General features: G+C 57.7%; 25 protein-coding genes. 17 read left to right on the top strand and 8 right to left on the bottom strand.

Annotation, left to right across the window (positions count from 1 at the left end; all coding sequences use genetic code 11):
* Nucleotides 1-34: 34 nt before the first annotated feature.
* Complete coding sequence (locus tag I9188_RS04115; RefSeq protein WP_209504154.1) at nt 35-463, bottom strand: Lrp/AsnC family transcriptional regulator; 429 nt, start codon at nt 461-463, stop codon at nt 35-37.
* 87 nt (nt 464-550) lie between these two features.
* Between I9188_RS04115 and rocF the strand changes: the two genes are divergently transcribed.
* From rocF to I9188_RS04130, 3 genes are read left to right on the top strand one after another with little or no spacing between them, the layout of a single operon-like run.
* The gene (gene rocF, locus I9188_RS04120; RefSeq protein WP_209504155.1) at nt 551-1471 is read left to right on the top strand and encodes an arginase; all 921 of its coding nucleotides are present in this window, start codon (nt 551-553) and stop codon (nt 1469-1471) included.
* A complete protein-coding gene (locus I9188_RS04125; protein ID WP_209504156.1) occupies nt 1471-2391 on the top strand; it encodes an arginine deiminase-related protein in 921 nt (306 codons plus the stop codon). The genes rocF and I9188_RS04125 overlap by 1 nt, the downstream gene beginning before the upstream one ends.
* 9 nt (nt 2392-2400) lie before the next feature.
* A complete protein-coding gene (locus I9188_RS04130; protein ID WP_209504157.1) occupies nt 2401-3441 on the top strand; it encodes an ornithine cyclodeaminase in 1041 nt (346 codons plus the stop codon).
* A gap of 139 nt (nt 3442-3580) precedes the next feature.
* Here I9188_RS04130 and I9188_RS04135 read toward each other — a convergent pair whose 3' ends face one another.
* The 3 genes from I9188_RS04135 to I9188_RS04145 are packed head-to-tail and all read right to left on the bottom strand — an operon-like array spanning nt 3581 to nt 6690.
* Complete coding sequence (locus I9188_RS04135; protein WP_209504158.1) at nt 3581-4984, bottom strand: TRAP transporter large permease; 1404 nt, start codon at nt 4982-4984, stop codon at nt 3581-3583.
* A gap of 3 nt (nt 4985-4987) precedes the next feature.
* Nucleotides 4988-5617 carry a TRAP transporter small permease gene (locus tag I9188_RS04140; protein WP_209504159.1) on the bottom strand — a complete coding sequence of 210 codons (630 nt, stop codon included), beginning with the start codon at nt 5615-5617 and terminating at the stop codon, nt 4988-4990.
* Nucleotides 5618-5673: 56 nt separating this feature from the next.
* A complete protein-coding gene (locus I9188_RS04145) occupies nt 5674-6690 on the bottom strand; it encodes a C4-dicarboxylate TRAP transporter substrate-binding protein (RefSeq protein ID WP_209504900.1) in 1017 nt (338 codons plus the stop codon).
* Between the two features lie 430 nt (nt 6691-7120).
* Between I9188_RS04145 and acs the strand changes: the two genes are divergently transcribed.
* From acs to I9188_RS04185, 8 genes are all read left to right on the top strand, one after another.
* A complete protein-coding gene (gene acs / locus I9188_RS04150) occupies nt 7121-9085 on the top strand; it encodes an acetate--CoA ligase (RefSeq protein WP_209504160.1) in 1965 nt (654 codons plus the stop codon).
* Between the two features lie 7 nt (nt 9086-9092).
* The gene (locus I9188_RS04155) at nt 9093-9776 is read left to right on the top strand and encodes an adenylate kinase (RefSeq protein WP_209504161.1); all 684 of its coding nucleotides are present in this window, start codon (nt 9093-9095) and stop codon (nt 9774-9776) included.
* A gap of 180 nt (nt 9777-9956) precedes the next feature.
* A complete protein-coding gene (locus I9188_RS04160) occupies nt 9957-10241 on the top strand; it encodes a DUF4212 domain-containing protein (protein ID WP_209504901.1) in 285 nt (94 codons plus the stop codon).
* A 15-nt stretch (nt 10242-10256) separates the two neighbouring features.
* On the top strand, nt 10257-12041 hold the full coding sequence (locus tag I9188_RS04165; RefSeq protein WP_209504162.1) for a sodium:solute symporter family protein: 1785 nt from the start codon (nt 10257-10259) through the stop codon (nt 12039-12041).
* Nucleotides 12042-12149: 108 nt separating this feature from the next.
* The gene (locus I9188_RS04170) at nt 12150-13973 is read left to right on the top strand and encodes a putative nucleotidyltransferase substrate binding domain-containing protein (RefSeq protein WP_209504163.1); all 1824 of its coding nucleotides are present in this window, start codon (nt 12150-12152) and stop codon (nt 13971-13973) included.
* 27 nt (nt 13974-14000) lie between these two features.
* Entirely contained in the window at nt 14001-14519 is a 519-nt protein-coding gene (locus tag I9188_RS04175) for a hypothetical protein (RefSeq protein WP_209504164.1), read from the top strand.
* Between the two features lie 2 nt (nt 14520-14521).
* The gene (locus tag I9188_RS04180) at nt 14522-15934 is read left to right on the top strand and encodes a 3'-5' exonuclease (protein WP_209504165.1); all 1413 of its coding nucleotides are present in this window, start codon (nt 14522-14524) and stop codon (nt 15932-15934) included.
* Nucleotides 15935-16024: 90 nt separating this feature from the next.
* On the top strand, nt 16025-16525 hold the full coding sequence (locus tag I9188_RS04185; protein ID WP_209504166.1) for a flavin reductase family protein: 501 nt from the start codon (nt 16025-16027) through the stop codon (nt 16523-16525).
* Here I9188_RS04185 and I9188_RS04190 read toward each other — a convergent pair.
* From I9188_RS04190 to I9188_RS04200, 3 genes are read right to left on the bottom strand one after another with little or no spacing between them, the layout of a single operon-like run.
* Entirely contained in the window at nt 16522-17001 is a 480-nt protein-coding gene (locus tag I9188_RS04190; protein WP_209504167.1) for a DUF6505 family protein, read from the bottom strand. The genes I9188_RS04185 and I9188_RS04190 overlap by 4 nt on opposite strands.
* Nucleotides 16998-17696 (bottom strand): biotin/lipoate--protein ligase family protein, encoded by a 699-nt coding sequence (locus I9188_RS04195; protein ID WP_209504168.1) that lies wholly within the window; start codon nt 17694-17696, stop codon nt 16998-17000. The genes I9188_RS04190 and I9188_RS04195 overlap by 4 nt, the downstream gene beginning before the upstream one ends.
* The gene (locus I9188_RS04200) at nt 17693-18754 is read right to left on the bottom strand and encodes an Mrp/NBP35 family ATP-binding protein (protein ID WP_209504169.1); all 1062 of its coding nucleotides are present in this window, start codon (nt 18752-18754) and stop codon (nt 17693-17695) included. Before I9188_RS04200 ends, I9188_RS04195 begins: the two co-directional genes overlap by 4 nt.
* Before the next feature lie 132 nt (nt 18755-18886).
* Between I9188_RS04200 and I9188_RS04205 the strand changes: the two genes are divergently transcribed.
* The gene (locus I9188_RS04205) at nt 18887-19615 is read left to right on the top strand and encodes a hypothetical protein (RefSeq protein WP_209504170.1); all 729 of its coding nucleotides are present in this window, start codon (nt 18887-18889) and stop codon (nt 19613-19615) included.
* Here I9188_RS04205 and I9188_RS04210 read toward each other — a convergent pair.
* A complete protein-coding gene (locus I9188_RS04210) occupies nt 19609-21561 on the bottom strand; it encodes a 4Fe-4S binding protein (RefSeq protein ID WP_209504171.1) in 1953 nt (650 codons plus the stop codon). The two genes, I9188_RS04205 and I9188_RS04210, sit on opposite strands and share 7 nt — an antisense overlap.
* Nucleotides 21562-21824: 263 nt before the next feature.
* Between I9188_RS04210 and I9188_RS04215 the strand changes: the two genes are divergently transcribed.
* From I9188_RS04215 to I9188_RS04235, 5 genes are all read left to right on the top strand, one after another.
* On the top strand, nt 21825-22379 hold the full coding sequence (locus I9188_RS04215; RefSeq protein WP_209504172.1) for a DUF3305 domain-containing protein: 555 nt from the start codon (nt 21825-21827) through the stop codon (nt 22377-22379).
* Nucleotides 22376-22951: a DUF3306 domain-containing protein gene (locus I9188_RS04220; protein ID WP_209504173.1), complete on the top strand. Its 576-nt coding sequence runs from the start codon at nt 22376-22378 to the stop codon at nt 22949-22951. The genes I9188_RS04215 and I9188_RS04220 overlap by 4 nt, the downstream gene beginning before the upstream one ends.
* A gap of 4 nt (nt 22952-22955) precedes the next feature.
* Entirely contained in the window at nt 22956-23567 is a 612-nt protein-coding gene (locus I9188_RS04225; RefSeq protein WP_209504174.1) for a molecular chaperone TorD family protein, read from the top strand.
* A 57-nt stretch (nt 23568-23624) separates the two neighbouring features.
* Nucleotides 23625-23813 (top strand): ubiquinol-cytochrome c reductase iron-sulfur subunit N-terminal domain-containing protein, encoded by a 189-nt coding sequence (locus I9188_RS04230; protein ID WP_209504175.1) that lies wholly within the window; start codon nt 23625-23627, stop codon nt 23811-23813.
* 105 nt (nt 23814-23918) lie between these two features.
* Nucleotides 23919-26813: a formate dehydrogenase subunit alpha gene (locus I9188_RS04235; RefSeq protein WP_209504176.1), complete on the top strand. Its 2895-nt coding sequence runs from the start codon at nt 23919-23921 to the stop codon at nt 26811-26813.
* Nucleotides 26814-26821 lie beyond the last annotated feature (8 nt).

Here is a 26821-nt window from a genome sequence, read left to right on the forward strand (position 1 = left end):
AAACTCTGGCACAATTCGCATTCATCTCAAAGCACTAGAGCCGCCCCTTGCGCGTTGACAGCAGCAGGTTCGTTTCCGAACGTGTAACACCGTCAATCTTGCGAATTTGAAACAAAACCTCGTCCAGTTCAGCCAGAGTTTCTGTACTGATTTCCGCAATCAAATCCCAACTGCCGTTGGTCGAATGGACCGCTGTGACCTGCCGCATGGCTCCAATCCGGGACATCACGCGCTCGGTGCCGCGCCCCTCGATTTCTAGCATCATCAGCCCACGTACCGGGCTTTGCGCCAGATCCCGACGCGTCAACACGGTAAAACCGACGATCTCACCGGATTGCTTGAGCCGTTGCAAACGGCTGCGCACCGTCGTGCGGGTCACACCAAGCGTTTCCGACAGCTCTGACAGGCTGGCGCGCGCGTCGCGCTGCAACGCGCCCAGCAGACGACTATCCAATTCGTCCATACCTCTTTCCCATTAAGGAACTTCCTGAACCATTTTGAGCATTTTGTGCTCTTCACGCAAGACACAGTGACGGCCTAAATGAACCACATGAAACGCAAAAAAATCATTTTAGTCGGCGCGCCGATGGACGCCGGAAAACGGCGTCAGGGTTGCCGAATGGGTCCTGATGCATATCGCGTGGCTGGGCTGGATCAGGCCTTGACCGATCTTGGTCACTCGGTTTGCGATTGGGGCAACGTACAACCTGAAGAAACCGCCTTGCCTGAGCATCCGCACCTGTTCGCGCTGCCCGAATGCATCGGTTGGACACAAGCGCTGAGCAAGGCCGCATTAACAGCGGCTGAACAGGGCATTCCAATCTTCATGGGCGGCGATCATGCATTATCCATGGGAACCGTGACCGGGATGGCCGCCTATGCTGCTAAGGTCGACCGCCCGCTGTTCGTTCTATGGTTGGATGCGCATAGTGACTTTCACACCCCCAACAGCACAGACAGCGGCAACCTGCATGGGACACCCGTCGCTTATTTTACAGGAAGGCCAGGATTCGAGGCGCTTCCACCCTTACCCGCTATCGTGCCCACGGACCGCGTCGGTATGATCGGCCTGCGCTCTGTCGATCCGGCGGAACGTTCTGCGCTGGAACAGAACCGTGCGATGCTGGCCGACATGCGCAGCATTGACGAACATGGGATCAAGGCGCCGCTGCTGGCGTTTCTGAATCGCGTCAAAGCTGAAAACGCCCTTCTTCACGTCTCGTTGGATGTTGATTTCCTGGACCCGGCCATTGCCCCTGCCGTCGGCACCACTGTTCCTGGCGGCGCGACCGAGCGCGAAGCCCATCTGGTCATGGAACTGCTGCATGAAAGCGGACTGGTCAGTTCTCTGGATCTTGTCGAACTGAACCCGTTTCTGGATGAACGTGGCCGCACGGCAAAGCTGATGGTCGATCTGGCCGCTTCACTTATGGGCCGCCGCATCTTTGACCGCCCCACCCGGAGTTTCTGATGCTATCGCTACAAGCACCATCTGCCGCGGTAATGATCCGGCCACATGCTTTTGCCTCCAACCCGGAAACACGCGATGACAACGCGTTTCAAACGCTGAGTATCACGTCTGACGAAACCACGTCGGAAGCTGCAAGAGATGAGCATGACCAGGCAGTTCAACGCCTGCGCGACACAGGAATCACTGTTCACGTATTTGATGATTTTGGCGATCTCGACACACCCGACAGCGTTTTCCCGAACAATTGGTTTTCCACACATCCAGGTGGTCACATAGCAGTTTACCCGATGTTCGTGCCATCTCGCCGACGCGAGCGGCGAACCGATGTAATCGAACTGCTCAAACACGAGTATCGCGTGCAGGATGTCATAGACTATTCCGGGCTGGAACAAGACAACCTTGCGCTGGAAGGAACCGGTGCGATGGTGTTGGACCACATTGCCCGCATCGCGTATACGGTCACGTCCAATCGCGCCGACCCGGTCTTGCTGGAACGGTTCTGCACGCATTTCAACTATGAACCAATTGCCTTTCAGGCCCGCGACGCAAAAGGCAGGGACGTTTATCATACCAACGTATTGATGGGGATCGGCACTCATTATGCCTTAATCTGCCTCGACATGATATCGGACCCCGACCGCCGCATGACTATTCGCAATCGGTTAGAGGAATCCGGTCGAACCGTGATTGATCTGACTCATGACCAAATCGCCGAGTTTGCGGGGAATGCAATCGAGTTGAAGGGACGCGATGGATTGGTGCTGGCCTTGTCGAGCCGAGCGTTAGGCGCGCTGACCCCTGATCAAATCGAAATAATCCAAGCCAGTGCAACGCCTTTGCCACTGTCCGTCCCAACAATTGAAACTGCTGGTGGGTCAGTGCGCTGCATGATTGCAGGCGTCCACCTTGCCCGCCGATAGGAGAGTACGATGCAACCTTCTGACAAGGCACTCGTGCCTTTTGTGTCCGTCGACAACATGATGCGGCTGGTTCACCACATCGGTGTGGAACAGATGATCGTTCAGATTGCCGATCAGATCGAATCCGATTTCAAACGGTGGGAGAGCTTTGACAAGACACCCCGTATCCCGGCGCATTCTCCCCACGGCGTGATTGAACTGATGCCCACCTCGGATGGTGAGGCATATGGGTTCAAATACGTGAACGGCCATCCCAAAAACACCTCAGAGGGGCTGCAAACAGTGACCGCATTCGGATTGCTGGCGGATGTATACACTGGGTACCCCACCCTGCTGACCGAAATGACGATGCTGACGGCGTTGCGCACGGCGGCAACGTCTGCTCTGGTCGGGCGCTATCTTGCCCCAAAGAATGCCACCACCATGGCCATGATCGGCAATGGGGCGCAGTCCGAGTTTCAATGCCTCGCTTTCAAGGCAATGTGCGGGATCGACACTGTCCGGCTTTACGATACCGATCCCGGTGCAACAGCGAAATGCACCGCAAACCTGCAAGGCAAAGGCCTGACGGTCATCCCATGCAAGACGCCGGAAGACGCTATTGAAGGCGCTCAGATCATCACCACCTGCACGGCCGACAAGAAATATGCCACCATACTCACCGACAACATGGTCGGCCCCGGCGTCCACATCAACGCCATCGGTGGCGATTGTCCCGGCAAGACTGAATTGCATCGCGATATCCTGCTGCGCTCAGACATCTTTGTCGAATACCCCGAGCAAACCCGGATCGAGGGCGAGATTCAGGCGCTGGATGCCGATCATCCCGTGACCGAGATGTGGCAGGTTATGACCGGTGCCGCCAAAGGGCGCACCGACGACCGCCAAATCACCCTGTTCGACAGCGTTGGGTTCGCGATCGAAGATTTCTCAGCCCTGCGCTATGTCAAGCAGGTGATCGAAGGCACTGCGTTCTTTGAGCCTCTGGACATGTTGGCCGACCCGGACGATCCGCGCGACCTGTTCGGAATGCTGATGCGGGCCGGTTAGGCGCGCCTAAGGGGGCTCTGCCCCCGCCGCCCGTGCCGGGCGCCTCCCCCGGGATATTTGTTGGCCAGATGAAGCAGGGGATCCCTTCTTCATCTGGCTTTAAATATCCCGGAGCGCGAGGCAGAGCCTCACATCCTACCTACCCCGCAAGCGATGGCAGGTAGAGTACAATACCAGGGAAAGCCACGAGCATTGCTATGGTCAGAGCGTCGGCAACGAAAAAGGGTGTCACACCCCTGAAAACATCCTGAACACTCAAATCCGGTCGCACCCCGGCGACGACAAAGCAGTTGAGTCCGATGGGCGGTGTGATCAGGCAGAATTCGGCCATCTTGACTACCAGAATTCCGAACCAGATCGCGCACATAGGGCCGGACATGCCAAACGCACTGTCTGCGGCACTGACAGATTCACCACCATTCAGCGCCATGACCGCCGGATAAACAACAGGTAAGGTCAAGAGCAGCATTCCAATCGCATCCATGAACATGCCCAACACGGCGTAGGCAAGAAGAATACAGATCAGGATCAACATGGGCGACATCTCGAGCCCAGTTATCCAGTCAGAAAAGGCGCCGGGAAGGTCTGCGAACCCTAGAAACCGCACATAGATCAGAACGCCCCAGATGATCGAAAAGATCATCGCAGTAAGCTTGGCCGTCTCTAGCAACGCGGATTTGAACTCACTCCATCGCATCCCGTGGAACAAGGCGAAGCAGAAGACAATGAAGGCGCCGATTGCGCCGCCTTCCGTCGGTGTGCCCCACGCTTTTTCACCAAACGGGTTATAGACAAAGCAGATGATAATCAGGATGACGGCAACAATAGGAATGGCTCCGGGAAGGGCCGAAAAGCGCTGTTTCCATGTAAAGCCTGTGACTGGAGGACCGACAGATTTAAAGATCACAGCGATCCCGACAATCAGCACGGCATAGATGATCGCTGAAAACGCGCCCGGAATGAACCCCGCCAACAGCAGCTTCCCAACATCCTGCTCGACGATGATCGCGTAGATCACCAGAATAGCCGATGGTGGAATCAGTGATGCCAGCGTTCCTCCGGCGGCCACCACACCAGCAGCAAAGCGTTTGTTGTAGCCTACCTTCAGCATTTCCGGGATCGCGATGCGGGCGAAGACGGCAGAGGTGGCAACCGAGGCACCCGACACCGCGGCGAAACCAGCAGTGGCGAATACGGTTGAAACCGCCAACCCTCCGGGAACCCATGCGACCCAGCGTTTTGCAGCCTCGAACAATGCCCGCGTGAGACCTGCGTAGTAAGCCAGATACCCGATCAGGATAAAGGTCGGGATCAGGCTAAGAGTATGAGAGGCAACTTTGGAATGCGGCACTTGCCCGGCGGTTTTGACCGCAACAGTCAGCGCTTTTCCAAACCGCGCCGGATCATACCCAAACTTGGCCCAAAAAATCCAAATCAGCCCAATTAACCCGGCCAAACCCGCAGCAAAAGCCACGCGCATGCCGACCACGACAAAGACCAGAAGCCCGCCCGTGACCCAAAGGCCAATTTCAATCGTGTCCATAAATCAGTCCTGCCCTTCGAACTGTTCGGCCTCAGCCGCTGCTTGTGCTGCCGCGTCCTGAATCAACGGAACGGCCACCGGAGTTTCCAGTCCCAGCAAAAAAGCCCGACCATACCCCAAGATCTGCAAGGCAAGCCGCAGGCACAGAACAGAAAACGCGATAGGGGCCAGTAGTTTGGCGGGCCACAGCGGAATTCCGATATCAATGGAACTGTCCCGACTCCACAATGGTGCGCCGAAATCAAAGGAGCGGTCGAAGTGAGACCAGCTGCCCCAAACCAACGCAAGCATCAGAAGTAGGATCAAAACCACCGAGATCAGTTCGAACAACCACAGCCCTCTGCCGTGAAGGCGCGACAGAACGATGTCCATGCGGATGTGGCCACCGTCGCGTTGAACATAAGAAATGCCAAGAAATGCGATCAATGGCATCGCCTGTTCGATCCAGTCAACATATCCTGGCAATGGGGCATTCAGGGCATTGCGCCCACTGACCGAGATAACGGCCAGGACCATCAGGCCAAATACTGCCAAACCGCTGATGAGCGCTAGAAAACGCTCCAGTTTCAACAACTGCTGATCCAGCTGGCTCAGACGACTTCCGTCCACCAGCACTGTGGCCTGTCCTGCCATTCCAGTTTTCCCCAATATTGGTGTACCGGGTGCCTAGCAGGCACCCGGGTTCAGGATCAGTTGCCGCCGCGCTGTTGCGTCAGCGTCATCTGCACGAGATCAAAAAGATCCTGCGCTGGCAGCCCCTGTTCCGTCATTTCCGCGATCCACTTTTCACGGATCGGGTCGGCTGCTTTGGTGCGGAATTCTGCAATCACGGCATCATCAATCATGACTTTCTGGACACCCTTTTCTTGCAGAACACTGTCCCATTGCTCGAGCAGTCCGCCATAATTCGCGAGGTAGTGCGCAATGGCCTCATCAATCGAGCTGTCCAGTGCCTCGCGATGCGCGGCCGGCAGAGCCTCGTAAGCGTCAATGTTGACCACGACCGGGCAGTTTACCGTTCCCGGGTTCAGGTTAGCCGTCCACCAGTCGGCTTCGTTGATCGTCCCGAAAGACAGATGTGCGTGCTGGGCAAAGGCCACGGTATCGACCACACCGGATTCCATTGCATTGAACGCTTCGGTTGCGGGAACTGATGTCGGAACACCTCCGACCGCCTCGAAGGCTTGCCCCAAACCACCAGTGGCCCGGACCCGCATTCCTTCAAAATCAGCCAGTTCATCGCGCGGCTCGCCGGTGCCGACCAGATTATACTGTGGCATAGGTGAGGTCATGATGATGCGGGCGTTCCATTGGGCCATCTCATCCTTGACTGCGGGATGGTCATATACCGCATGGCTTACCGCCACCTCCTCCTGCAAGTTGTTCACGCCGAGAAAAGGCAACTCCAGAACGGTAATCGCGCGGTTTTTGTCGCGGTGGTAACCCGCACAGAACTGAGCCATCTCGAATGCGCCGATTTCAATTCCGTCCAGATTTTCACGCGGCTTGGACAACCCGCCATAGCTGACATTGATGGTGAATTCGCCACCGGTTTTTTCACTGACGAGTTCGGCCAGTTTTTCAACATGTTCGGTGAAGGCTCGACGCTTGCCCCAGACCGATGCGTTCCATTCAGTAGCAAAAGCTTCGCCGACAAAGGCAAAGCTCAGGGCGGCGACGGCGGCGCCGCTCAACATGTTTTTCATCATTTGATCTCCCATTGATGCGCCTCCTCCCGAGGCGCTTGAGGATCAAGCTAGCGCCAACATTCTAATGTGCCAACCCTGCGCTGGTATTCCGCCGGTCTCAGAAGGAGTTCCCGCTTGGATTGCGCACGAAGAAAAACCAGATGTTCACGGACCGACACCCGCATATGCCAAGCATCGCAGGCAGGAAATGTGTTACACATATCCATTTATTTTAAATGCGTTTTTACGGAATTTTCGAACTTTCTTTACTACGTGCGACCATAGTTAGAAATTTCTTTACAAATAAATTCAGGGATTCCGGCAATTTATTTATTTATTTTCAGAACTCGGTAATATTCGACCTCGGGGAGGAACGGGATCGACATTGCCGGACCAAGTGGCAAAAAATATCCCAACGAAATCCAGTCCAGAGGGAGGAGCCTCAAAAATGACCACCGCTGCCCAGGCAGATGCCAAGACCTATCCGCCATCCGCAGAAACCGTCGCACGTGCGCATGTTGATGCCGAAAAATATTCCGACATGTACGCCGCTTCGATCAGTGACCCCGACGCATTCTGGGGCGAGCAAGGCAAGCGCGTTGACTGGATCAAACCCTTCACCCAGGTCAAAGACGTTAACTACGATTTCGGTTCGGTTAAGATAAACTGGTATGCCGATGGCACCTTGAATGTTTCGGCCAACTGTCTGGATCGCCACCTGAAAACCCGCGGTGATCAAACGGCAATCATCTGGGAGCCGGACGATCCAAATGATCCGGCTCAGCATATCTCTTACGCGGAGTTGCACCGCCGCACTTGCCGCATGGCGAATGTCCTTGAATCTTTGGGTGTGCGCAAAGGCGACCGCGTTGTCATTTATCTGCCGATGATCCCCGAGGCTGCATATGCCATGCTGGCCTGTGCGCGGATCGGCGCAATTCACTCTATCGTTTTTGCAGGCTTCTCGCCGGACGCGTTGGCGGCCCGGATCAATGGCTGTGACGCCAAGGTCGTCATAACTGCGGACGAGGCTCCGCGCGGTGGTCGTAAAACGCCCCTGAAATCCAATGCCGACGCGGCGCTGCTGCACTGCAAGGATACCGTCAAGTGCCTTGTCGTAAAACGCACCGGTGGTCAGACCACCTGGATCGACGGTCGTGACTTTGATTACAACGAAATGGCCCTTGAGGCGGACGACTACTGCGCACCAGCCGAAATGAGCGCTGAAGATCCGCTGTTCATCCTATACACCTCTGGCTCGACCGGTCAGCCAAAAGGCGTTGTTCACACAACCGGCGGCTATCTGGTTTACGCCGCAATGACGCATGAGATCACCTTCGATTATCATGAAGGCGACGTGTATTGGTGTACTGCGGATGTGGGCTGGGTCACCGGCCACAGCTATATCGTCTATGGCCCGCTGGCCAACGGTGCGACCACGCTGATGTTTGAAGGTGTACCAACCTTCCCGGACGCCTCGCGTTTCTGGCAGGTCTGCGAAAAGCACAAGGTGAACCAATTCTACACCGCGCCTACAGCGATCCGCGCCCTGATGGGTCAGGGCAAAGAGTTTGTCGAGAAATGCGACCTCAGCGATCTGCGCACTTTGGGAACCGTGGGTGAGCCGATCAACCCCGAAGCCTGGAACTGGTACAACGATGTCGTCGGAAAGGGCAAATGTCCCATCGTGGATACATGGTGGCAAACGGAAACCGGCGGTCACCTGATGACCCCCCTGCCCGGTGCCCATGCAATGAAGCCCGGATCGGCAATGAAGCCGTTCTTTGGCATCGAACCGGTGGTGTTGGACCCGCAGTCCGGCGTCGAGATCGAAGGCAATGGTGTCGAGGGTGTGCTCTGCATCAAAGACAGCTGGCCGGGCCAGATGCGCACCGTCTGGGGCGATCATGAGCGGTTCGAAAAGACCTATTTCTCGGATTACAAAGGCTACTACTTCACTGGTGATGGCTGCCGCCGCGATGAAGATGGCGACTACTGGATCACCGGCCGCGTGGACGATGTGATCAACGTGTCCGGCCACCGCATGGGAACGGCCGAGGTGGAAAGCGCACTGGTAGCACACGCCGCCGTCGCAGAAGCCGCTGTTGTCGGATATCCTCATGAAATCAAGGGGCAAGGCATCTATTGCTATGTCACTTTGATGAACGACCGTGAACCAAGCGAAGAGCTCCGCAAGGAGTTGCGCACCTGGGTCCGGACCGAGATCGGACCGATCGCCAGCCCCGATGTGATCCAGTGGGCCCCGGGCCTGCCCAAAACACGTTCGGGCAAGATCATGCGTCGCATCCTGCGCAAGATCGCCGAAAACGATTTCGGTTCGCTGGGTGACACTTCGACGCTGGCCGACCCGTCGGTGGTCGAAGACCTGATCGAAAACCGCGCGAACAAGTGAGGATGTGATGGAAGCTGCCACAATCACCACACCCGCTGTTCTTATCCTTCTCGGCCCTCCGGGCGCCGGGAAGGGCACGCAGGCCCGGATGCTGGAAGAAAAATTCGGACTTGTTCAACTCAGCACGGGTGACCTGTTGCGCGAAGCCGTTGCCGCAGGTACCGAAGCAGGCAAAGCCGCCAAAGCCGTGATGGAAGCCGGTGATCTGGTCAGTGACGAGATCGTCATTGCGATCCTGCGCGATCGTATGGCGCAACCAGATTGCGCCAAGGGTGTCATTCTGGATGGGTTCCCCCGCACAACGGTTCAGGCCGAGGCGCTGGATGGTCTGCTGGCGTCCAATGACCAAAAGATCAACGCAGCAATCAGCCTGGAAGTGGAAGATGCAGAAATGGTGATCCGCATCTCGGGCCGCTATACCTGCGCGGGCTGCGGTGAAGGGTACCACGACCAGTTTAAGAAGCCTGCCGAAGACGGTAAGTGCGACAAGTGCGGCAGCACCGAATTCAAGCGCCGCGCGGATGACAACGCTGAAACCGTGGCTTCGCGCCTGGCGGCTTATCACGCACAGACCGCGCCGTTGATCACCTACTACGACAGTCACGGTGTTCTGAAACGCATCAATGCTATGGGCAGGATCGAAGATATCGCAGGCGATCTCGAAGGGATCGTCGGCGACGTAATGAGTTAAGGGGAGGAGAAAAGCCACAAGGCTTTGATCCTAAAAAGAATACTTCAAAAGACCGCCTTGGCGGACTGGTGGAGTTTTGCCTGTCACCACACGGTGTTGGGCATTGTCGAGAAGCGGACCGACGCACTGGAGGAGTTGGGCACCGGGCCGCCAAACGAGGAAGCGAAGGAGGAACCCGCAATGGCGGATCAATCTACAAACTCCGCGCAGGCAGCCGAAGCCGACAAGGGCTATTGGCAGGCCAACCTGCGCCTCATCTACATCAGCCTCGTGATCTGGGCGCTGGTGTCATTTGGATTCGGCATCCTGCTGCGTCCGCTGCTGTCGGGCATCGCCGTCGGTGGTACTGATCTGGGCTTTTGGTTCGCTCAGCAAGGATCGATCCTGGTCTTTCTGGTGCTGATCTTCAACTACGCCTGGCGCATGAACAAGCTGGACGCCGAACACGGCGTGGATGAAGAGTAAGGGAGAGCGGGGATAATGGATCAGTTTACCATCAACCTGCTGTTTGTCGGCGCATCCTTTGCGCTGTACATCGGCATCGCGATCTGGGCCCGCGCGGGTTCCACATCAGAGTTCTACGCCGCCGGTCGCGGCGTACACCCGGTCACCAACGGTATGGCGACAGCGGCAGACTGGATGTCTGCGGCCTCGTTCATCTCGATGGCGGGCCTGATTGCCTTTACCGGCTATGACAACTCGACCTTCCTGATGGGGTGGACGGGTGGCTACGTGCTGTTGGCCCTGCTGCTTGCGCCTTACCTGCGGAAGTTCGGCAAGTTCACCGTGTCGGAGTTCATCGGCGACCGCTTCTACAGCCAGACAGCACGCATCGTTGCGGTGATCTGTCTGATTGTTGCATCGGTGACCTACGTTATCGGTCAGATGACCGGTGTTGGGGTTGCCTTTGGCCGCTTCTTGGAAGTGTCGAACACCACCGGGCTGTTGATCGGTGCAGGCGTTGTGTTTGCCTACGCGGTGTTCGGAGGGATGAAGGGCGTGACCTATACACAGGTCGCTCAGTACTGCGTGCTGATCACCGCCTACACCATCCCTGCCATCTTTATCTCGCTACAGCTGACCGGCACTCCGATTCCGGCGCTGGGTCTGTTTGGCGACACTGCAAGCGGTGTACCGCTGCTGACCAAGCTGGACGGCATCGTGACAGAGCTGGGCTTCAACGAATACACGGCCCATCACTCGAACACGCTGAACATGGTGCTGTTCACCCTGTCGCTGATGATCGGTACCGCCGGTCTGCCGCACGTTATCATGCGCTTCTTCACCGTTCCCAAAGTGTCTGACGCACGTTGGTCGGCTGGCTGGGCGTTGGTCTTCATCGCGCTGCTGTATCTGACCGCTCCGGCTGTTGGCGCAATGGCCCGTCTGAACATCACCGACATGATGTGGCCCAATGGTGGCATCGAAGGTGGTGCCGTTACAGTCGAACAGATCGACAATGATGCTCGGTACGACTGGATGGCCACATGGCAGAAAACCGGTCTGCTGGATTGGGAAGACAAGAACGGCGACGGCAAGATTCAGTACTACAATGACAAGTCTGAATCGATGCAGGCGATTGCGGAACAAAAAGGCTGGGTCGGAAATGAGCTGACCAAGTTCAACCGCGACATCCTGGTTCTGGCCAACCCCGAGATTGCCAACCTGCCCGGTTGGGTGATCGGTCTGGTCGCTGCTGGTGGTCTTGCGGCTGCTCTGTCGACTGCTGCCGGCCTGCTGCTGGCGATTTCGTCAGCCGTGTCTCACGACCTGATCAAGGGCGCAATCAACCCGCAGATCTCGGAAAAAGGCGAGCTTCTGTCGGCACGGATTGCGATGGCTGTGGCGATTGCTGTAGCGACCTGGCTGGGTCTGAATCCTCCGGGCTTTGCGGCACAGACTGTTGCTCTGGCCTTTGGTCTGGCGGCAGCCTCTATCTTCCCGGCACTGATGATGGGGATCTTCTCGACCCGCATCAACAACACCGGTGCTGTTGCAGGTATGATGGCAGGTCTGGTCGTTACCCTGGTCTACATCTTCCTGCACAAGGGATGGCTGTTCATTCCGGGCACCAACTCGTTCACCGATGCCGATCCGTTGCTGGGTCCGATCCAGTCGACCTCGTTCGGCGCTGTCGGTGCCATGGTCAACTTCGCTGTCGCCTATGTTGTGGCTGGCATGACCAAGGAAACTCCGCAGGAGATCAAGGAACTGGTCGAAAGCGTTCGCATTCCCCGTGGTGCGGGTGCAGCTCAGAACAAGTGAGCATGATGCGGTCGTTGGCTCTTGCCTTCGACCGCGTCTTTCGATCCACTACTCCCGCCCGGCATACCACTGGGCGGGATTTTTTCACCAGAACATCGGAGACATCAGATGCCCCTGTCCCACGATGAAATCGCCCGGTTTCTGAAATCCGTTCATCCCTATGACGCGTTACCGGCTGATGCACTGGATCAGATCGTAAAACAGATCGAGGTCTGGGAAGTCGAGGAAGACACCTCGGTCTATGAACTGGGCCATGCGCTTCCCGGTGTATTCGTGATCTATGAAGGACAGGTTGAAATCACCGATGAAAATGGTGCCGTTGTCTCTCAACTGGGCTTGCGCAATTCTTTTGGAGAGCGTGGGCTGCTGAAAGACGGCAAGGCAGCCACCAAGGCGCGTGCGCATACTCCGTCGGTTCTGATAGTATTGCCACCGGATCTGGTGCGCGAGTTGATCGATGGTCACGATGTGGTCGCCAAATTCTTCGACCGGACACGCGGCGACCGCAGCAGCCCGCAAAGCCTTGCGACCAGCTCCATTGATATTCTTATGGCACCTAACCCGGCCACCTGCCCCGCGGATACGCCTGTTCAGAAAGCGGCCCAGATCATGCGCGACAAGCGCATCTCGTCGCTGTGCATCACGGACGGCGACACGTTGCAGGGCATCGCAACGCTGCGGGATATCTCGGGCAAATACGTTGCGGACGGACTACCTCCGTCCACACCAATTTCCGAGATCATGACCGCGAACCCCGTCACCCTGTCACCCGGCGACATCGGTTCCGACGTTCTGCACATCATGATGGAACGCGGCATCGGCCACGTCCCGATTTCCGAGGGCGGTCGGCTGGTCGGTATCGTCACACAAACCGATCTGACATATTATCAGGCCGTGAACTCGGCCGAACTGGTGCGACGCATCGCACAGGCACATACCGCCGAAGATATGGCGCGGGTAACGGCGGAAATCCCACAGCTGCTGGTGCAACTGGTTGCAGGCGGGAACCGTCACGAAATCGTCACGCGCCTGATCACCGACATTGCCGACACGGTTACCCGGCGCCTTCTGGCCCTTGCTGAACAGAAACTGGGCCCGCCCCCGGTGCCGTATCTATGGCTGGCCTGCGGCTCGCAAGGGCGGCAAGAGCAGACAGGCGTGTCGGATCAGGACAACTGCATGATGCTGGACGACAGCGTGACCGATGCGGATATGGAATACTTTACAAAGCTGGCCAGGTTCGTGTCGGACGGGCTGGATACCTGTGGCTATTTCTATTGTCCCGGCGACATGATGGCGACCAATCCGCGCTGGTGTCAGCCGGTGCGTGTCTGGCGCGACTATTTCAAGGGATGGATCGCCAAACCGAACCCCGAAGCGCAGATGCTGGCCTCGGTCATGTTTGACTTGCGCCCGATTGGCGGCGCGTTCGACCTGTTCGCCGACCTGCAGGCCGACACATTGGCCGCAGCTCGGGCCAATTCGATCTTCGTCGCACATATGATCTCGAACTCGTTGAAACACACGCCACCGCTAGGGCTGCTGCGTGGTTTTGCGACCATCCGGTCGGGCGAACATCGCAATACGCTGGATCTGAAACACAATGGTGTTGTTCCGGTCGTGGATCTGGCGCGGATCTACGCCTTGCAAGGCGAACTGCCCGAGGCCAATACCCGCGCCCGCCTTAAAGCGGCTGAGGCCAATGGCGTTCTCAGCGCGTCGGGCGCACACGACTTACTGGACGCCTATGATCTGATCGCCGAAACCCGGCTTGAACATCAGGTCCAACTGGTCAAATCGGGCAAGAAACCAGACAATTATTTGCCACCTTCCGATCTTTCGGACTTTGAGCGAAGTCATCTTCGTGATGCCTTCGTTGTGGTAAAAACGATGCAATCGGCGGTCGGCCACGGCAAGGGACTACTGGGCTGACATGCATCTGAAGAACGGAGTGACACGATGTTTCTGGAATTGATCGGCACTGTTTTTGCGGGCTTCGCTTTTGCGGGTATCGTTCTTGTGCTGAACAAGTTGACCGGAGGGCAGTTGCCGAAATGGGTTACTCCGGTCGCGGCGGGTTTGGGGATGATCGCTGTGACCATCTCCAGCGAGTATTCCTGGTATGAGCGTACGCGCGAACAGCTTCCCAAGGAGATGGCAATCGTGCAAGAGGTTGAAAGCCGCGCCCTCTACCGCCCGTGGACCTACGCCATGCCCTTCGTCGACCGCTTTGCCGCCATCGATACCGTGTCGGTGCGAACAAACGAAAACGTGCCAGATCAACGGCTTGTCGATCTTTACTTCTTCGGCCGCTGGGCCCCGGTTTCAAAACTGCCCGTGGCCGTAAACTGTACCGAGAATCGTCGCGCCAACCTTGCGGACGGTGCTGAGTTTTCCGATGACGGACGTCTTCTGAATGCAGACTGGATATCTGCCGGGCCTGCCGACCCCATCATCGACGCCACCTGCGGGGTTTGACCATGCTCACAGGGTTAAGCCTCAGGCTCCGGATATTTTTGTTTTTCTGTCTGCTTGCGCTCGGCGGGATATCAATCAGTTCCGCCGCCCTGTGGATCACCTATGCCCGGGCCGCACAACCTGACCTGTTTGATGACTTCATCTTTGCCGAAGTTCTGATCGGGTTTGGATTGCTGGCTTTGATCGCAGGTGTCTGGCTGTTGTTTGACGACAATGTCGCCAAGCCGATCGAACGGCTTTCAGCGCAATTGCGGGCCCGCGCTCATGCCGGTGTCAGCACCGATCTGGATATGCAGGCCGCGCGATACTTGGGCGATCTGGCCCCGGCAGCGGCCGGCCTTGCCGAGCAACTTGCCACAAATGCCATGCACACGGCCGAGGCGGTGGCAGCCGAAACCGCTCATCTGGCGGCAGAAAAACAGCGCCTCACCGCCCTTCTGACCGAAATCCCGGTCGCCATGTTGCTGGCCAGTCCGAAACACCAGATCGTTTTGTATGACGGACAGGCGGCCGAGGTGCTGGCCCAGATCGCGCATCCCCGCCTGAACGCCTCGCTCTTCGAATACATCGAATCGACCGGGTTGACGGACGCGTATGGGAAGTTGTGCAAATCTGGTAAGGATGTCTTCTGCACCCTGACCAGCGTGGACGGCCGACAAACCTATTCGGCCCGCATGAAGCCACTGGGGGACGCACCCGGTTACATGCTGGTGTTCGAAGACAGCGTTGCCCGTATGTCGCCAGATGAGGCCCGCCCGCTGGTCTATGATTTCGAGTTGCTGGACACGCCGGGTGACGGCGCGTTCGAAAACCGCTCTTTGCTGGATCTGTGTTTTGTGGTCTTCGACACGGAAACAACCGGCTTGTTGCCACACAAGGATGAGATCGTTCAAATCGGCGCGGTCCGCGTTGTGAAAGGCAAGATCGTCGCGGGCGAGCATCTGGACATGCTTGTTGATCCGGGCATTCCGATCCCTGCCGCCTCGACACGCGTGCACAAGATCAGTGATCGCATGGTTCAGGGCGCGCCGGATATCGTCAAAGCCGGGCGTGTGTTTCACCAATTCTCGCGCGATGCGGTGATCGTGGCCCATAACGCCCCGTTCGACATGGCGTTCCTGCGCCGCCATGCCATGCGTATGGAAGTCGAATGGGATCACCCGATACTCGACACTGTTCTGTTGTCGGCTGTTTTGTTCGGCGCGAGCGATACACATACACTGGACGCACTTTGTGAACGGCTGGACATCACTATCCCCGAGGCGCTGCGCCATACGGCATTGGGCGACGCAGTGGCAACAGCCGAGGCACTGGTCAAGATGCTGCCCATCCTGCAGGCCCGCGGGCTGAACACCTTTGGCGAAGTCATCGTCCAGACCCGCAAACACGGGCGTCTTCTGGAAGACCTGAATTAACGCTGAAATTTGCAAACGCCGTTCAGCTTTTCGTGGACAATCCGGGCCACGCATGGCACCTGATGCGCGGCCAAGGAACACGCGCGCGATATGACGGAAAAAATTTTCACACCGACCCCGGATCAAAGCCACGCCTTTCGTGAGGCGCTGGGATGTTTCGGAACGGGAGTCACCGTGATAACTGCGCAAACCGAAGACGGACCGCGTGCAATCACCGTAAACTCGTTCGCGTCGGTGTCCCTGGACCCGCCGCTGGTGCTGTGGTGTCTGGCCAGAGAGTCAAACCGCTTCGATACGTTCAGCACCTGCACGCATTACTCGATCCACGTGATGGCTCAGGATCAACAGGACCAGGCGCTTAGATTTGCCCGCGACGGTGTGGATTTCACCCATGCCGAGTGGACGGCGGACGAGGCTGATCGCCCACAGCTGGCCAATTGTCTGGCACGGTTTGACTGCCGGTTGCATGCCCGGCACGAAGCCGGAGATCATCTGATCATTGTCGGTCATGTGGATCAGGTCATGTACCGCACCGGCAAGGGTCTGATCTTCAAGCGTGGTCAGTTCGGCGGGTTCGTAGACCCTTTTTAGTCGTCCAGCGACCCATGCACCGCCAGCACCTCTAACTGTGCGTCTTGCGGAGTGATCAAACGAAAGGCTTCGTGCACGCCTGTCTCAGACAATTCTCTGGCGACGGTCAGCAGCGTGTTGGCGGCATGGTCTTCACAGAGCTCTGACATGTGATCGATTTCGTTCTGTGCCACGCCCAATGCCGCTTCGATTGAGGGCGCTCCGTAATACTGCACGAAATGATCTGCCAGATTGCGGATGATCTGATCCCTTTCAGCGACTTCGATCTGGGTTACCGCCACAAACGTCACTCGGCCAAAGGTTTCCAGCCCCAGCCAGCCATTCGCAAAAGCCTGACGCGCCTTGCCTTCCAGATCTGCGCCGCTCCAGTTCGAAAACTCGAATCCGCCCGAAACGCACCATTCGCCGGTACGTGCCGGAGAATGGAACACGTTCATGTCGCTTTCATCGAAATGGATCGCGCGGGCCAGTTTCATCGTCCGTTCTCCAATAGTTCCGTCAGCGGGCGCAGACGGGTGTTGACCCCGTCGCGGATCAGCATTCCAAACCGCTCATCCGTACCAAGGAATACACCGCCATCGACCAGTGGCTCACCTACGCCACGCAGCAGGCCCATCCATTCGGCATGCAGGGGCGCGTTGCCATCCTCCTGCCAGCGGTTGAGCCAGGTCAGCATATGGCGTGACCAGCTTTCGACCAGTTGCGTGGCCGAAACCTCGGCACAGCCTTCATCATAAAGGGCTGTGACATCCGGCGTTTCGCCGGGCGCGGTGCTGGTTTGCATCAATGCGAGCTCCCAGCCGACAATCAACCAATCCGGTTCTTCTTCCGCGTTTTCACCGGAGGCCGAAACACGGAACACACCGCATTTCGCGCCATTCACACAGATCAGACCGTCCCACCCCAAATGCACCGCCACTTCGGGTGGGGCCAGAGCGCCCAGCGCATTCTGAAACCCAACAGCACAAAGCGGCAGCATCGCCATCGCGTCCCGAAGCGGCACCTCGGGCGCAAATACGATCGCAACGCGCAGGTAATCAGCATGAATATTATGAACAACCGCCCCCGCATCGCAGCCCAAAGCCGCCATAGCCTGGGCGCGTTCAAACGGGTCTTCCCCACCCTGAACCGGATGGCCCGTCAACAAAGGGGGAAAGACCGGTTGGCTCATGCGGTGCCTTTGGCGATCATGTCGCGGGCGATCTTGCGGAAAGCCTCGGCCTGAGGGCTGTCCGGTTTGCTGACCACAATAGGCGCGCCCCCGTCTGCGGCGACACGAATGTCCAGATGCAACGGGATTTCACCCAGCAGCGGCACGCCCATCGCCTCGGCCTCGGACTTGACACCACCGTGACCAAAGACGTGTTCTTCATGCCCACAGTTCGAGCAGATATGCGTGGACATGTTTTCGATCATCCCAACGATAGGTGTCTTGAGCTGATTGAACATGTCGATCCCTTTGCGGGCATCAATCAGCGCCACATCCTGCGGCGTCGAGACGACAATAGCGCCGTCCACTTGGAACTTCTGGCTCAGCGTCAGTTGGACGTCACCGGTGCCGGGCGGCAGGTCGACGATCAGCACGTCCAGGGCACCCCATTGCACCTGGCTCATCATCTGTTGCAACGCGCCCATCAGCATCGGACCCCGCCAGACAACCGCCTGCCCTTCGTTGGTCATCAGACCCATCGACATCATGGTGACACCGTGGTTGCGCAGCGGCAGGATCGTCTTGCCATCGGGGCTGGCCGGACGGCCCGAGACGCCTAACATCCGAGGCTGCGACGGCCCATAAACATCCGCGTCCAGCAGACCCACGCGCCGCCCTTCTGCGGCCAGTGCACAGGCCAGATTGGCCGACACGGTGGATTTGCCCACACCCCCCTTGCCAGAAGCAACCGCGATGATCCGGTCAACTCCGGGAACGGCCTGCGGTCCAGTTTGCGAGGGCTTGGGTTTCGGCTTCAGATCCGGCGGCGCCTTATCGGAATGCGCAGTCATCAGGGCCGATACATTTGCAACGCCCTCAACCATCTGCGCAGCCTTTTCGGCTGTTGCGCGCACAGGTTCCATCTTTTCGGCATGCTTGGGATCGATCTCAAGGACAAAGCGAACCGTATCGCCCTCGACGTTCAGCGCACGCACGATGCCTGCACTGACAATGTCCTGACCTGAAACCGGATCAGTGATCTTTTTCAGGTTCGCCAGAACCGCGTCACGAACACTCATGCTGTTCTCTCCTTTATCTGTCCCGCCGACAGGGGCGTGCGTGCCGACATGTATTGGTCGCCGCTCATTGCATGTGTCTCCGTCTCTTTCTGTTCATTTGACGCGTAATGGCCTTCATAGTTAGGCTAAACCATGCGCCTTGTCTTGTTGTGCCTGAGCCTGACGCTCACCGCCACCCCCTCCTTGTCGCAGGAGGCAATCGGCCTTGCGGCCCCGGCAGAGGTTAACGACTCCGGTCTGTTGCAACATATCCTTCCTCGCTTCTCTCTCAAGACCGGGATACGCGTTGTCGCAGATGATGCCGGTGTCATGGTGCTGGAAACCGCACCGCCCGGCGATCCTGTCTTTGCCCGCGACGACGTGATCTATCACCTGCGGATCGAAGACAACGACCGCCAGGGCCGTTTTCTTGAATGGCTGCAATCAGATATCGGCAAGCGCACTGTCGAAGGTTTTCTTCCTGCGGTGGGTGAACCGTTCAGCGCCAGTTTTGATCCCAAGATCACCCAGTCGGACGATACCCTGGACGGCAACACCGTGTTGGGTGAAGAACTATCGATGACCCATTGTGGTCGATGTCACGTGATTGGCCCCCGCAACCGGATGAGCGGGCTTGGATCAACCCCCTCTTTCGCGGTTCTGCGCGCGATGCCTGATTGGTCGGAACGGTTCGAGGCGTTCTTTGCCCTTAACCCTCACCCCGCATTCACGCAGATCGACGGGTTGACACCCCCCTTTGATCCCGAACGTCCATCCCCAATTTACCCGGTCAAGATGACATTGGACGATCTTGAAGCCATCCTGGCATTTGTTTCGCGCATTGACGCCGCAGATCTGGGCGCGCCGCTAAAGCTTCAGTGATCCTTTCTGTCCGAATAGTAATCCTCGGTGGTAACGACCCGAGGCTTGGGTTTTGACTGGAACGGATTGTCCTGCTGCTGGAAATGAGCATTCACCCGACAATTGTCACACATCTGGATCATTCGTGCCTGATCCGTAGTGGCAAACATCGGGTGCGTGCCCGAAAGCTTTTCCATGATCCGTTCAACGGTTGATTTAACCCCAAACAAAGCCCCGCATTCGATGCAGGCAAACGGCTCTTCCTCGTTCAACACCCGCTGAGACAGAGCGGCATCGCTCAGGTCCAGTTGCGGCACCAAGGTGATCGCGTCTTCGGGGCAGATCGTCTTGCACAATCCGCATTGCAGGCACGCATCCTGCTGAAAGTTAAGCTGGGGCTTGTCAGGGTTATCCATCAAAGCCCCGGACGGGCACAGCGACACACAACTAAGACAGAGTGTGCAACTGTCTGTATTCACTGCAACTGCACCGTAAGGTGAACCTTCAGGCAATGGCAACGGGGCACCAGCCTGCGGGTTAAGGGCCTGTGCTGCCAGCCGCGCGATTTGTCGACGGTTGCCAAGTGGCAAGGCCGGATCTGCCAATGGTTGGGGTACCTTTTGCGCATACAGCAAGTCTGCCATCGCATCAGGATCCACCTCTTCAATGAACCCGATTCCATCCGAACTGGTTATGGCACGTGCCAGTTCAATTTCGCGATCCAGCGCATCCCGCTCCGTTGTCGGTGCCAGCAGCACATCCACACGCGCAAATCCATGCGCCAGCGCGGCCAGCATTTCCGAATGACCAAACCCGGACATCACTTTCAATTCCAATGGGATAACATCCGAAGGTAATCCCCGGCCAAACCTTGCTGCAAGCCTTATCATTTCGGCCCCGTGGGCGTCGTGCACAAGCAGCCGGGGTGCGATACCGCCTGCCCTTCGGTACGTGCGCGCCAGAATATGCATCCGTGACAACAAGGCTGAAACAGGTGGATCTTCATAGGTTATCGCTGTTGACGGGCAGACCGCCGCGCATTCGCCGCACCCGGCGCAGACCATCGGATCAATCGCCACATGCTCGCCCGAGGGCGTAATTGCACCGGTTGGGCAGATATCCAGACAGTTTGAGCACCCGACCTGTTCCGCCCGCGAATGGGCGCAAAGTGTTTCCTCCAGTCGCACGTACAGGGGTTTTTCGAATGTTCCGACCAATTGGGCGGCGTCAAAAGCCATGCGTTCTACAGAAACCGCATCCTTGGGATCAGCCCGCAAATAACCCTCGCGCTTGGCCGGAGCCTGCACAAAGGGCGTGCCCCCCGTCAGATCAACAATGAGATCGCAGGCCGATTGCGCCCCATCTCTAGGTTCCGTCCAATTGAAAGCACCCCTGCCTGCAGGAGCCACTTGCTGCACATTGTCCAGACGCAAGGAAAACCCACCCAGAGCACCCGAAACAGACCGCAATTGCCCCCGAATGACGTCGAAGGCCCGAGAGTCCGGCTCAGCCTGATCCGTGACCAGAACGGTTACCGCCAGTGTTCGGGCCAACCTTTCCGCCAGTCCAAAGGCAACGTTGCCCGGACCAATGATGAAACACGTGCCTTCGCTGATGACATCAACGCTGGGCGTCACGGGTTGCGGCAGGAACGCTTCGGCGGCTAAGGCAGCCATTTTGGCTGTCGCATCCGCGCCCTGATCGGACCACCCAGCACGATCCCGCAGGTCGACAAAGCCGGGGATTTCGATATTCATATCTTCGGCAAGAGACCGGAACACCTCTTGTTCTTGCAGACAGCCAATGACGGTATCGCCCTCTTGCATCAAGGCCGCAGCGGATTGCAGTTCTTTTGTACAAAGCGCGGTATGCACCTTTGAACAGGTAATTCCGCAGGCGCTTTCGATTCTGTCCGGATCCAGCGCCTGAGTTCCCGCGCAATCGCAGAGCAAAAGTTTCGTGCCCATGTCCCCTCCCTCGGGAAGCAATCCTGATCCTTTGCACTTTAGGGTGCATTCCCGATGAGGCAACTTCAACCCTGCACAGCATGCAATTCGCCGGTCAGAATTTCGCGGCAAAATCCCCTAAAACAAAAGCCTTCTCAGACTTTGATCACGAAGACGCTACTGGGAATACGACCAAAGTATTAACGCGCAGGCTTGGCACGCGGCTATTTTGTGTACCATAGTGAACATGGAAAGGCAGGGGAGAGCCTTTCGGGGAGGATCCAGTGGCCAAGGCCGCAAGCCAGATCGACATGCCGGTTGGCGTCATTGTGCGCAAAACACCCGGGGTCACACGTTGGGCCCGCTGGAACTGGCGCGCGGTCGCCGTGTTGCCCGGTGCCGGACCTGCGGACTGGCAGGAACTGCGCCGCGAAGGCGAGGCGGTAGAATACCACGCTGCCACCCTCCCCCTGACTCTCTGGGCGGACGAGACCGAAGCCTACATGGTCAACCTGTCGGATGGGCAGCCTTCGATCTATCTTGTACTGCGGAATGAGCTGAAGTGCGACACGCCGCTAAATGCAGTTCTGATCACCGCTTCTCCGTTCCAGGGGCAGGATTACGCAGATACCGGCGAAGAAATTGTCGAGAAAATCCCAATGACGGAAGGGCTGATCGCCTGGGTGCGGGATTTTACCCTGAAACATCATCAGCACGAAGTGTTTATCAAACGCCACCGCGACAGAAAGCAAACCGATTTGGTGGAGGATGGTAAGGGCGACGCGCGCATCCGTCAGGCATCGGATGTATTTCGCGCACCAAGACGGGTGCTGCAATGACAGAGCGGCGTGATTTCTGGTCGCGCCGAAAGGCAGCCGTTCAGGCCGAAGTTGAAGCCGAGGCGCTGGCCCTTGAAGAACAGGTGATCGCAGCCCATCACGCCGAACTTGAAGAAAAGAGTGACGCCGAGATTTTGGCCGAATTCAACCTTCCCAATCCCGATACCCTCGGACCCGGCGATGATGTTTCCGGCTTTATGTCCAAGGCAGTGCCTGATCGCCTGCGGCGCCGCGCCCTGCGGCGGTTGTGGCGGTTGAACCCTGTTCTGGCCAATGTCGACGGGCTGGTTGATTACGGCGAGGACTACACCGATGCGGCCTGCGTGATCGAAAACATCCAAACCGCCTATCAGGTTGGAAAAGGCATGCTGGCGCATGTCGAAGCACTGGCCGCCGACCCCCAAGAAACGGAAGAAAACGAAATCGAGGCTGATACGCTCTCTGAACCAGAGGTCGTGCCGGTTGACCCTGATCCCGTGCCACAGCCGGTTTCAGTTGCTCAGGTAGAAGAGCCGGAAGAACTCGAGCGTCCCCCGTCGCCACGTCGAATGACATTTGAATTTGAAGGATGACCGAATGACCACAAGTGACGCGCACACTCTAGATGTTTCAGCCGAGGATCGACTGCGCGCGGATTTCTATAACTTTTTGGGTCTGTTACTGGCAGGTCCTCCGGATCAGATGTTGCTGGACCAAATGGCTGGTCTGGTCGGAGATGACACGGATCTCGGCAAGGCCGTTCAATCCATGGCACGGGTTGCTAAGGTCACCAAGCCAGCCGCTGCCGAACGGGAATTCAATGCGTTGTTCATCGGATTGGGCCGGGGTGAGTTGCTGCCATATGCCAGCTTCTACCTGACGGGCTTTTTGAACGAGAAACCCTTGGCTCAGCTGCGCAATGACATGGCGGTTCGCGGGATCACACGTGCCCAAAACGTGTTCGAGCCCGAAGATAACATCGCCTCATTGATGGAGATGATGGCCGGAATGATCGTCGGGCGTTTTGGCGGCCCGGCTTCCCTGGATGACCAAAAGGCATTCTGGAGCAAGCACATCGGCCCCTGGGCCACGCATTTCTATTCGGATTTGGAAGCAGCCGAGAACTCGGTCCTTTATGCATCCGTCGGCACTGCCGGGCGGGTGTTTATGGAGATCGAGCGCGAAGCGTTCCGGATGACGGCGGGGTAATCCGCACATCGCCGGTGTCCCATGGGCACCAAACCGCAATTGGGAAAGGAGGTTCCCATGAGCAAGACCAAGGAAGAAGGCGCCACGCGCCGTGACTTCCTCAAACTGGCCGGTACCGCAGCGCCTGCTGCCGTTGCCGCCGCCAGCCTGACCGGGAAGGCCGAAGCCGCAGCGCTGCCGACCGACGAAACCCGCATTCAGGATACAGCGCATACACGCGCCTACATCGAGAGCACCCGGTTCTAGGACCGGACGCTTTCACACCCGACAGACGGTTGCGATTGGCCCTGACGTCGGTTTCAGCAGTACCAAGCCAGCCGTGGCTTACACGGTGCGCAAGGGAGGAAAGACATGCTTAGGAAAAAGACCAACGGGGTTGCGAGACGCCCCCAGCGGACAAGTATCCTGTCCCAGGTCGGCGAGAAAACCGTCGATCGCCGCGCATTCCTGCGTGGCTCGGGCCTGACGATCGGCGGCCTTGCCGCGATCAGCGCCACGGGTGGAACCGTGACGCCAGCCAGTGCCCAGACTGCGGCCAATCAGGCCGTCGAAAACATCAAATCCGTATGCACCCACTGTTCGGTCGGCTGTACTGTCGTCGCCGAAGTGCAGAACGGTGTCTGGGTCGGGCAGGAACCCGGCTGGGACAGCCCGTTCAACCTGGGTGCACATTGTGCCAAGGGAGCGTCGGTTCGCGAGCACGCCCATGGTGAGCGTCGCCTGAAATATCCGATGAAAAAGGAAGGCGGCGAGTGGAAGCGCATCAGCTGGGAAGAGGCGATCAACGAGATCGGCGACGGCATGATGAGCATCCGCGAGGAATCCGGGCCCGACAGCGTGTACTGGCTGGGCTCAGCAAAACACAATAACGAACAGGCTTATCTGTTCCGCAAGTTCGCTGCCTACTGGGGCACGAACAACGTGGACCATCAGGCCCGTATCTGCCACTCGACCACCGTTGCGGGTGTTGCGAATACATGGGGCTACGGTGCCATGACCAATTCGTATAACGACATCCACAACTCGCGCGCCATCTTCATCATTGGCGGCAACCCGGCTGAGGCGCACCCTGTCTCTCTACTGCACGTTCTGCGCGCAAAAGAGCAGAACAACGCCCCACTGATCGTCTGCGACCCGCGATTTACGCGCACGGCGGCCCATGCGGATGAATATGTCCGTTTCCGCCCAGGCACAGACGTTGCGCTGATCTGGGGCATCCTGTGGCACATCTTCGACAACGGTTGGGAGGATAAAGAATTCATCCGCACCCGTGTCTGGGGCATGGACCAGATTCAGGATGAGGTGGCCAAATGGACGCCCGAAGAAACAGAACGCGTCACTGGCGTGCCCGGCTCACAACTGAAACGTGTTGCCCGAACCATGGCGAACAACCGCCCCGGCACGGTCATCTGGTGCATGGGCGGCACGCAGCACACCAACGGCAACAACAACACCCGCGCCTATTGCGTGCTTCAGCTTGCGCTGGGCAACATGGGTACCTCGGGTGGTGGCACCAATATCTTCCGCGGCCACGACAACGTGCAGGGCGCGACAGACCTTGGTGTGTTGTCCCACACCCTGCCCGGCTATTACGGCCTGTCCGCAGGCGCATGGGGCCACTGGAGCCGCGTTTGGGGCGAAGATCTGGATTGGCTGAAGGGCCAGTTCGCCACGATCAAGGGCAAAGACGGCAAGGACAAACCGCTGATGAATGAAAGCGGTATCCCGGTATCCCGCTGGATCGACGGTGTTCTGGAAGACCCTGCGAACATGGATCAGGACAACAATGTCCGTGCCATGGTTCTGTGGGGTCATGCGCCGAACTCGCAAACGCGGGGTCCGGAAATGAAAACGGCAATGGAAAAGCTGGACATGCTGGTCGTGATCGACCCGTATCCCACCGTTTCCGCTGTTCTGCATGACCGCACCGATGGCGTCTACCTTTTGCCCGCTTGTACGCAGTTCGAAACCCGTGGCTCGGTCACCGCGTCAAACCGCTCGCTACAGTGGCGTGACAAGGTGGTTGATCCGCTGTTCGAAAGCCTGCCGGACGAGGTCATCATGGCCAAGTTCGCCAACAAGTTCGGCTGGGCAGACCGCCTGTTCCGCAATATCGAGATGGAAGACCCCGAGACCCCGAATGTTGAAAGCATCACGCGTGAGTTTAACTCGGGCCTCTGGACCATCGGATATACCGGGCAGTCACCGGAACGCTTGAAAAGCCATATGGCCAATCAGCACACGTTCGACAGAACCACACTACAAGCCATTGGTGGACCCAACGACGGCGAGTATTACGGTTTGCCGTGGCCTTGCTGGGGAACGCCTGAGATGGGTCATACGGGTACACCCAACCTTTATGACATGTCCAAACCGGTGGCCGAAGGCGGCCTGACCTTCCGCGCCCGGTTCGGTGTGGAACGCGATGGCGACAACCTGCTGGCCGAAGGGGTCTATAGCGTCGGATCGGAAATTCAGGACGGATACCCTGAATTCACGATGCAGATGCTGATGGATCTTGGCTGGGATGGTGACCTGACGGCTGAAGAACGCGCCGCAATCGATGCCGTTGCAGGCCCCGAGACCAACTGGAAAACCGACCTTTCAGGTGGTATCCAGCGGGTCGCGATCGCTCATGGCTGTGCGCCCTTCGGGAACGCCAAAGCCCGCGCGGTTGTCTGGACCTTCCCGGATCCGATCCCACTGCACCGCGAGCCGCTTTATACGAACCGGCGCGATCTGGTGGCGGACTATCCAACCTACGAGGACCGGCACGCATATCGCCTGCCCACCCTTTATGCTTCGATCCAAAAGAACGACTTTTCAAAGGATTACCCGATAATCCTGACGTCAGGTCGTCTGGTCGAGTATGAAGGCGGCGGCGAGGAAAGCCGGTCGAACCCATGGCTTGCTGAACTTCAGCAGGATATGTTCGTCGAGATCAATCCGCGCGATGCCAACAACCTTGGCATTCGGGACGGACAACAGGTCTGGGTCGAAGGTCCGGAAGGCGGTAAGGTCAAGGTGATGGCGATGCTGACCAATCGGGTTGGTGCCGGTGTCGCCTTCATGCCTTTCCACTTTGGCGGCCATTTCCAGGGCGAGGATCTGCGGCACAAATACCCCGCAGGCGCTGACCCCTATGTTCTGGGCGAAAGTTCCAACACCGCCCAGACTTATGGCTATGATTCAGTGACCCAAATGCAGGAGACCAAGTGTACTCTCTGCAAGATCTCGGCAGCGTAAGGAGGACG

Origin of the sequence: Ruegeria sp. HKCCSA071, from assembly GCF_017872555.1 — a bacterium.
In the GTDB taxonomy this organism is placed as follows: domain Bacteria; phylum Pseudomonadota; class Alphaproteobacteria; order Rhodobacterales; family Rhodobacteraceae; genus Ruegeria.

Bases quoted from the DNA above. Each gene is read 5' to 3' on its own strand.
- I9188_RS04160 (WP_209504901.1), top strand. From the start codon at position 9,957: ATGGCGGATCAATCTACAAACTCCGCGCAGGCAGCCGAAGCCGACAAG.
- I9188_RS04230 (WP_209504175.1), top strand. From the start codon at position 23,625: ATGAGCAAGACCAAGGAAGAAGGCGCCACGCGCCGTGACTTCCTCAAA.
- I9188_RS04210 (WP_209504171.1), bottom strand. From the start codon at position 21,561: ATGGGCACGAAACTTTTGCTCTGCGATTGCGCGGGAACTCAGGCGCTG.
- I9188_RS04115 (WP_209504154.1), bottom strand. From the start codon at position 463: ATGGACGAATTGGATAGTCGTCTGCTGGGCGCGTTGCAGCGCGACGCG.
- I9188_RS04145 (WP_209504900.1), bottom strand. From the start codon at position 6,690: ATGAAAAACATGTTGAGCGGCGCCGCCGTCGCCGCCCTGAGCTTTGCC.
- I9188_RS04125 (WP_209504156.1), top strand. From the start codon at position 1,471: ATGCTATCGCTACAAGCACCATCTGCCGCGGTAATGATCCGGCCACAT.
- I9188_RS04135 (WP_209504158.1), bottom strand. From the start codon at position 4,984: ATGGACACGATTGAAATTGGCCTTTGGGTCACGGGCGGGCTTCTGGTC.
- I9188_RS04175 (WP_209504164.1), top strand. From the start codon at position 14,001: ATGTTTCTGGAATTGATCGGCACTGTTTTTGCGGGCTTCGCTTTTGCG.
- I9188_RS04140 (WP_209504159.1), bottom strand. From the start codon at position 5,617: ATGGCAGGACAGGCCACAGTGCTGGTGGACGGAAGTCGTCTGAGCCAG.
- I9188_RS04190 (WP_209504167.1), bottom strand. From the start codon at position 17,001: ATGAAACTGGCCCGCGCGATCCATTTCGATGAAAGCGACATGAACGTG.
- I9188_RS04170 (WP_209504163.1), top strand. From the start codon at position 12,150: ATGCCCCTGTCCCACGATGAAATCGCCCGGTTTCTGAAATCCGTTCAT.
- rocF (WP_209504155.1), top strand. From the start codon at position 551: ATGAAACGCAAAAAAATCATTTTAGTCGGCGCGCCGATGGACGCCGGA.
- I9188_RS04185 (WP_209504166.1), top strand. From the start codon at position 16,025: ATGACGGAAAAAATTTTCACACCGACCCCGGATCAAAGCCACGCCTTT.
- I9188_RS04180 (WP_209504165.1), top strand. From the start codon at position 14,522: ATGCTCACAGGGTTAAGCCTCAGGCTCCGGATATTTTTGTTTTTCTGT.
- acs (WP_209504160.1), top strand. From the start codon at position 7,121: ATGACCACCGCTGCCCAGGCAGATGCCAAGACCTATCCGCCATCCGCA.
- I9188_RS04130 (WP_209504157.1), top strand. From the start codon at position 2,401: ATGCAACCTTCTGACAAGGCACTCGTGCCTTTTGTGTCCGTCGACAAC.
- I9188_RS04195 (WP_209504168.1), bottom strand. From the start codon at position 17,696: ATGAGCCAACCGGTCTTTCCCCCTTTGTTGACGGGCCATCCGGTTCAG.
- I9188_RS04220 (WP_209504173.1), top strand. From the start codon at position 22,376: ATGACAGAGCGGCGTGATTTCTGGTCGCGCCGAAAGGCAGCCGTTCAG.
- I9188_RS04225 (WP_209504174.1), top strand. From the start codon at position 22,956: ATGACCACAAGTGACGCGCACACTCTAGATGTTTCAGCCGAGGATCGA.
- I9188_RS04200 (WP_209504169.1), bottom strand. From the start codon at position 18,754: ATGAGTGTTCGTGACGCGGTTCTGGCGAACCTGAAAAAGATCACTGAT.
- I9188_RS04165 (WP_209504162.1), top strand. From the start codon at position 10,257: ATGGATCAGTTTACCATCAACCTGCTGTTTGTCGGCGCATCCTTTGCG.
- I9188_RS04155 (WP_209504161.1), top strand. From the start codon at position 9,093: ATGGAAGCTGCCACAATCACCACACCCGCTGTTCTTATCCTTCTCGGC.
- I9188_RS04235 (WP_209504176.1), top strand. From the start codon at position 23,919: ATGCTTAGGAAAAAGACCAACGGGGTTGCGAGACGCCCCCAGCGGACA.
- I9188_RS04205 (WP_209504170.1), top strand. From the start codon at position 18,887: ATGCGCCTTGTCTTGTTGTGCCTGAGCCTGACGCTCACCGCCACCCCC.